At 54.7% G+C, this 6,544-nt stretch carries 7 protein-coding genes; 6 read left to right on the top strand and 1 reads right to left on the bottom strand.

The window, feature by feature from the left end; all coding sequences use genetic code 11:
• The coding region (gene acnA, locus P3C52_RS20570) for an aconitate hydratase AcnA (protein WP_275556723.1) at positions 1-2,008 on the top strand (2,008 nt) is incomplete at its 5' end.
• Positions 2,009-2,084: 76 nt separating this feature from the next.
• Here acnA and ribA read toward each other — a convergent pair.
• On the bottom strand, positions 2,085-2,678 hold the full coding sequence (ribA, locus tag P3C52_RS20565; RefSeq protein WP_275556722.1) for a GTP cyclohydrolase II: 594 nt from the start codon (positions 2,676-2,678) through the stop codon (positions 2,085-2,087).
• Between the two features lie 230 nt (positions 2,679-2,908).
• Here ribA and pgpB point away from each other — a divergent pair, with 230 nt between their 5' ends.
• The 5 genes from pgpB to yciH form a co-directional block, all read left to right on the top strand.
• A complete protein-coding gene (pgpB, locus tag P3C52_RS20560) occupies positions 2,909-3,679 on the top strand; it encodes a phosphatidylglycerophosphatase B (protein WP_275556721.1) in 771 nt (256 codons plus the stop codon).
• Between the two features lie 144 nt (positions 3,680-3,823).
• Positions 3,824-4,129 carry a LapA family protein gene (locus tag P3C52_RS20555; RefSeq protein WP_275556720.1) on the top strand — a complete coding sequence of 102 codons (306 nt, stop codon included), beginning with the start codon at positions 3,824-3,826 and terminating at the stop codon, positions 4,127-4,129.
• Positions 4,130-4,135: 6 nt separating this feature from the next.
• Positions 4,136-5,305 carry a lipopolysaccharide assembly protein LapB gene (lapB, locus tag P3C52_RS20550; RefSeq protein WP_275556719.1) on the top strand — a complete coding sequence of 390 codons (1,170 nt, stop codon included), beginning with the start codon at positions 4,136-4,138 and terminating at the stop codon, positions 5,303-5,305.
• Positions 5,306-5,548: 243 nt separating this feature from the next.
• Positions 5,549-6,271 (top strand): orotidine-5'-phosphate decarboxylase, encoded by a 723-nt coding sequence (gene pyrF, locus P3C52_RS20545; RefSeq protein WP_275556718.1) that lies wholly within the window; start codon positions 5,549-5,551, stop codon positions 6,269-6,271.
• Positions 6,268-6,544 (top strand): stress response translation initiation inhibitor YciH (gene yciH / locus P3C52_RS20540; RefSeq protein WP_275556717.1); only part of this gene is annotated, 277 nt, incomplete at its 3' end. The genes pyrF and yciH, both read left to right, overlap by 4 nt.

Genomic DNA, 6,544 nt, shown 5'->3' with positions numbered 1-6,544 from the left:
ATTGGGGTGGGGCGTAGGCGGCATTGAAGCGGAAGCGGCGATGCTGGGACAGCCGGTCTCGATGCTGATCCCAGACGTAGTGGGTTTTAAGCTTAGCGGAAAATTGCGGCCCGGCATTACCGCGACCGACCTGGTATTAACCGTGACGCAAATGCTGCGCAAGCACGGCGTCGTAGGTAAATTCGTAGAATTCTATGGCGACGGGCTGGACGATTTACCGCTGGCCGATCGCGCCACCATTGCCAATATGGCGCCCGAATATGGCGCAACCTGCGGCTTTTTCCCGATCGACCATGTCACTATCGGTTATATGAAGCTCACCGGCAGAAGCGCCGAACAGGCTGCGCTGGTGGAAGCCTATGCGAAAGCGCAGGGACTATGGCGCAACACGGGCGAAGAGCCGATTTTTACCAGTACTCTGGCGCTGGATATGAATGAGGTTGAGGCCAGCCTTGCCGGACCGAAACGCCCGCAGGATCGCGTTTCGCTGGCTGATGTGCCGCAGGCATTTCAGCAAAGTAACGAGCTTGAATTGAACCATGCACAAAAAGCGCATCATCCGGTGACTTACCGCGACGGTGAGCAGGAGCATCTCTTAAATGACGGCGCGGTGGCCATTGCTGCAATCACCTCCTGTACCAATACTTCTAACCCGAGCGTGCTGATGGCCGCCGGCCTGCTGGCAAAAAAAGCGGTCACGCTTGGCCTGCAGCGCAAGCCGTGGGTCAAAGCGTCGCTGGCGCCGGGTTCAAAAGTAGTTTCAGATTATCTGGCTACTGCACGCCTGACGCCTTATCTCGATAAGCTCGGTTTCAACCTGGTCGGCTACGGCTGCGCGACCTGTATCGGTAACTCAGGTCCGCTGCCGGAAAATATTGAGAGCGCCATTAAAGAGGGCGATTTAACGGTGGGCGCCGTACTGTCGGGCAACCGTAACTTCGAAGGCCGTATTCATCCGCTGGTAAAAACTAACTGGCTGGCTTCTCCTCCGCTGGTGGTGGCCTATGCGCTGGCGGGCAATATGAATATCAACTTACAGAGCGATCCCATCGGCGAGGATAAAACCGGTAAGCCCGTTTATCTGCGCGATATCTGGCCGACGCCTGACGAAATTACGGCTGCAGTGCAGCAAGTTTCCAGTGATATGTTCCATAAGGAGTATGCTGAGGTCTTTGACGGAACGCCGGAATGGCAGCAAATCAAAGTCAGCGAGGCGGCTACCTATGACTGGGATGAGGGTTCTACCTATATCCGCTTATCGCCGTTCTTTAATGATATGGAGAAAACGCCCAGGCCAGTGGAAGATATTAAAGGCGCACGTATCCTGGCGATGCTGGGGGATTCGGTTACCACTGACCACATCTCTCCGGCGGGCAGCATTAAGGCGGAAAGTCCGGCTGGGCGCTATCTGCTTGAGCGCGGCGTGGAGCGCGGCGATTTTAACTCCTATGGCTCGCGGCGAGGTAATCATGAAGTTATGATGCGTGGAACCTTCGCCAATATCCGTATTCGTAATGAAATGGTACCCGGTGTGGAAGGCGGTATGACGCGTGTGGTACCGAACGGCGAACAGATGTCGATTTACGATGCGGCGATGGTTTATCAGCAGCAGGGCATACCGCTGGCGGTCATTGCCGGTAAAGAGTACGGTTCCGGCTCCAGCCGCGACTGGGCGGCGAAAGGGCCACGCCTGCTTGGCGTGCGGGTCGTTATCTGTGAATCCTTTGAACGTATTCACCGATCTAACCTGATTGGTATGGGCATCCTGCCGCTGGAGTTTCCGCAGGGCGTAACGCGAAAAACGCTTAATCTGACCGGTGACGAGCAGATTGATGTGGAAAACCTGGCGGATTTACAGCCTGGCGGTACGGTAAATGTGACGATTACGCGCGCAGACGGCAGCAGAGAAGTGGTAGAAACGCGCTGCCGTATCGATACCGGCAACGAGCTGACCTATTACCAAAACGACGGTATATTGCATTACGTAATTCGTAATATGCTGAGCTAATAAAAAGCCGGGCGGTTAAATGGCATGCCGAAATAAACTTTCTGGCGTGCTATTTATAAGCCCGGCTTTCTTATGGTCAGGATTTAGGCAGTAAATGCCCCATCTTTTCTGCTTTGGTGTCGAGGTAGTGCGCATTTTTGGGGTTGCGCCCCACGATCAGCGGCACGCGCTCCACAATATTAATGCCCGCTTCGCTCAGAATTTCCACCTTACGCGGGTTATTGGTCAGCAAACGCACTTCATTAACGCCCAGCAGCTTGAACATATCGGCGCAGAGCGTGAAATCGCGTTCGTCGGCGGCAAAACCCAGATGATGATTGGCCTCAACGGTATCGTAGCCTTTGTCCTGTAACGCATAAGCGCGGATTTTATTGAGCAGGCCGATATTACGACCTTCCTGTCGATGATAAAGCAGCACGCCGCGGCCTTCTTCGGCAATGGCATTCAGCGCTGCTTCCAGCTGAAATCCGCAATCGCAGCGCAGGCTAAACAGCGCATCGCCGGTAAGGCATTCCGAGTGTACGCGCGCCAGCACTGCATCATTATTACTAATATCACCAAACACCAGCGCCACATGATCGTGACCGGTAGCCAATTCTTCGAATCCCACCATGAGGAAGTCGCCCCAGGGCGTGGGCAGTTTCGCTTCTGCCACCCGTTTAAGCTGCATGTGACTCTCCAGAACCATCTTAGGTTGCGCTATCATCAAGGTAGCGCGTTTTCGTCAACCAGACTGAAATGATGGCGCTATTTTGCCATAACCCGTCGGCATAGAGGTAATCCGTCACGTCGATTGATGTGATAACGCACGATTATCCACGTAAAGATGGTTATGTACCTAATTTATAAGCTATTGTTAAGGCTGATAGCGTACATTCTTATTAATAACAAGGAAGCAGCATGCTGGAGATAGCAAAACGTACCGCCCTGGGCGCCCTGTTACTGTCGGTAATGCCGCTACTGGTCTGGCTGTCCGGCTGGCAATGGCAGCCAGGCGCCAGCGGACCGGGATTACGCGTCCTGTTCTGGATGACGGAAACCGTGACGCGACCCTGGGGAATCATTACCAGCGTTATTCTTTGCGGCTGGTTCTTATGGTGTTTACGCTTTCGGTTAAAGCCGGCGCTGTTTCTGCTGGCGATTATGATCGCGGCGATCCTTGCCGGGCAATATACCAAGTCATACATTAAAACCCTGGTACAGGAGCCGCGGCCTTATGTGCTGTGGCTGGAAGAGACTCATGGCATTCCCGGCGAGCGCTTTTACCAGCTGGATCGTCAGGCGCGCGGTCAGCTGGTGGAGCGGCTGGTCGCCGATGATAATCATATTCCGCTGTGGCTGAAGCGCCACTGGGCCTTTGAAACCGGCTTTGCTTTTCCGTCGGGCCATACCATGTTTGCTGCCAGCTGGGCGCTGTTAGGTATTGGCCTGCTATGGCCGCGAAAACACCGTAAGACCGTGGCGGTTTTAATGATTTGGGCCATTGCGGTAATGGGCAGCCGGGTGATGTTGGGAATGCACTGGCCGCGCGATCTGCTGGTGGCGACCTGGATTAGCTGGCTGTTAGTTACGCTGGCGACCTGGCTGGCGCAGCGCCTTTGTGGCCCGCTCACCATTCCACCCGTTGAGCATCAGGAGATCGCTCAACGCGAGCAGGAAAAAGATTCATAATTGCAAAGCGGTTTTTTGCCCCCATAACCTAAGCAGGAAAAAAAGATATTTGCCGGGATGCGAGTTTTAGTCGGTTTCTGATCAAGCATCCTTATAACATTTTTGGCATAATCCTTTGGCTTACACCGAATTACAGGACGAAATGTGAAATATTTACTGATCTTTTTACTGGTTCTGGTGATATTCATCATCTCCGTTACGCTTGGCGCACATAACGACCAGGTGGTTACATTTAATTATCTGATTGCACAGGGCGAATACCGTATCTCTACGTTGCTGGCTTCGCTGTTTGGCGCCGGGTTCGTGCTGGGCTGGGCGATCTGCGGCCTTTTCTGGCTGCGCGTGCGCGTATCGCTGGCTAATGCGCAGCGCAAACTGAAGCGTTTGCAGCAGCAAACGGCTCAGACTGAAAGCGCGACGCCGTCGCATCCGACCGTCGTCAAGGAATAACTCTCCATGTTGGAACTGCTGTTTCTGTTACTGCCCGTGGCCGCTGCCTATGGCTGGTACATGGGGCGCAGAAGTGCGCAGCAGGATAAACAGCAGGAAGCCGATCGTCTGTCGCGCGACTATGTGACCGGCGTAAACTTCCTGCTTTCAAATCAGCAAGATAAAGCGGTCGATCTCTTCCTTGATATGCTGAAAGAGGATAGCGGCACGGTGGAAGCGCACCTGACGCTGGGGAACCTGTTTCGCTCCCGTGGCGAGGTCGATCGCGCGATTCGTATCCATCAATCTCTGATGGAAAGCGCCTCCTTAAGCTATGAACAACGCCTGCTGGCGGTACAGCAGCTGGGGCGCGACTATATGGCAGCCGGATTATATGACCGTGCTGAAGAGATGTTCGATCAGCTGACTGATGAAACAGATTTCCGCCTCAGCGCGCTCCAGCAGCTTCTGGTGATCTATCAGGCGACCAGCGACTGGCAGAAAGCGATAGATATCGCTGAAAGGTTGGTTAAGCTGGGTGAAAGCCGTTATCAGATGGAAATCGCGCACTTTTACTGTGAGCTGGCGCTGCAGGCGATGAGCAGCGACGATCTCGATCGCGCACTTAACCTGTTGAAGAAGGGCGAAGCGGCCGACCGTCAAAGCGCGCGTATCTCCATTATGATGGGCCGCATTTTTATGGCGAAGGGCGATTACGCGCGCGCCGCCGGACATCTGCAACGCGTAATCGAGCAGGATAAAGAGCTGGTCAGCGAAACGCTGGAAATGCTGGAAAGTTGTTATCAGCAGCTGGGGCAGCCGGAAGTCTGGGCTGATTATCTACGCCGTTGCGTAGAGGAAAATACGGGCGCGCTGGCAGAGCTTTATCTGGCGGATATTCTGGAGCGGGAGCAGGGCGCTGATGTCGCACAGGTTTATATTAATCGCCAGCTCCAGCGGCATCCTACAATGCGTGTTTTCCATCGCCTGATGGATTTCCATTTACATGAAGCGGAAGATGGCCGGGCGAAAGAGAGCCTGATGGTTCTGCGCGATATGGTAGGTGAGCAAATTCGCACCAAGCCGCGCTACCGCTGTCAGAAATGCGGTTTTACGGCGCATGCGCTTTACTGGCACTGCCCATCCTGCCGGGCCTGGTCATCGGTCAAGCCGATACGCGGGCTGGACGGTCAATAAGCGGCGCCACGCCGCTGCCGTCGATTCAGACAGCAGCGGATACCCTTCTTAGTTACAACATACCATTAGATAATCAATACGCGTACGTCTGGCTCCGTGCCTGAAAGTTCTACAGCAAGGCGATGACGAACTCGGCGCGAGTGAAAGCCGGGCGGTTAAAGCTGTTTTCCGCCGCGTCAGGCAGGTAGAATACCGGGCGTTTTCTCCTGCGCCATGCGGTGCCTTATTGTTGAAGGAACAGAGATGTCTCAACCTCAAAACCGAACTGATTCGCCCGTTCTGGTCGCGCTTGATTACGCCGATCGCGATCGCGCGCTGGCCTTTATTGACCGTATCGATCCGGCTCAATGCAGACTCAAAGTCGGCAAAGAGATGTTCACGCTGTTTGGACCTCAGTTTGTACGCGACCTACACCAGCGTGGTTTTGAAGTCTTCCTCGATCTGAAGTTTCACGATATTCCGAATACCGTCGCGCATGCCGTTTCGGCGGCGGCTGATTTAGGCGTCTGGATGGTCAACGTTCATGCCAGCGGCGGCGCGCGCATGATGACTGCCGCTCGTGAAGCGCTGACTTCTTTTGGCAAAGATGCACCGCTGCTGATTGCGGTTACGGTCTTAACCAGCATGGAAGCCGCCGATCTGCACGATATTGGCATTAACGCGACGCCGGCTGAACATGCGGCGCGTCTGGCACGCCTGACACAGCAGTGCGGGCTGGACGGCGTGGTGTGTTCCGCACATGAGGCCGCTGCGTTCAAACAGCAGCTGGGGCATGAATTTCAGCTGGTAACGCCAGGCATTCGTCCGGCGGGCAGCGAAGCGGGCGATCAGCGCCGAATTATGACGCCGGTCGAGGCGCAACAGACGGGTGTCGATTATATGGTTATTGGGCGTCCGATTACCCAATCAGCCGATCCGGCGGCAACGTTGCAGGCGATTCTCTCTTCATTAAAGGAGGCGTCGTGAGCAAAGAAAATCCTTTAGTCTATTCCACCGACGGCGGCCGTATTGCGCAGCCGGATATCAAAGCTGTGCGCCCTAAAGGCGACGGCATTGTGCGTATTCAGCGGCAAACCAGCGGACGTAAAGGAAAAGGCGTCTGCGTGATTACCGGGCTGGATCTCGACGATGCGGAGCTGAATAAGCTGGCGGCAGAACTGAAGAAAAAATGCGGCTGCGGCGGGGCGGCGAAAGAGGGCGTGATTGAAATCCAGGGCGACAAACGCGATGAGATAAAAG

Origin of the sequence: Mixta sp. Marseille-Q2659, from assembly GCF_940807255.1 — a bacterium.
Lineage (GTDB): Bacteria > Pseudomonadota > Gammaproteobacteria > Enterobacterales > Enterobacteriaceae > Mixta.
The sequence above is the reverse complement of the archived record's forward strand: the minus strand, read 5'-3'. Positions and strand labels throughout refer to the sequence as shown.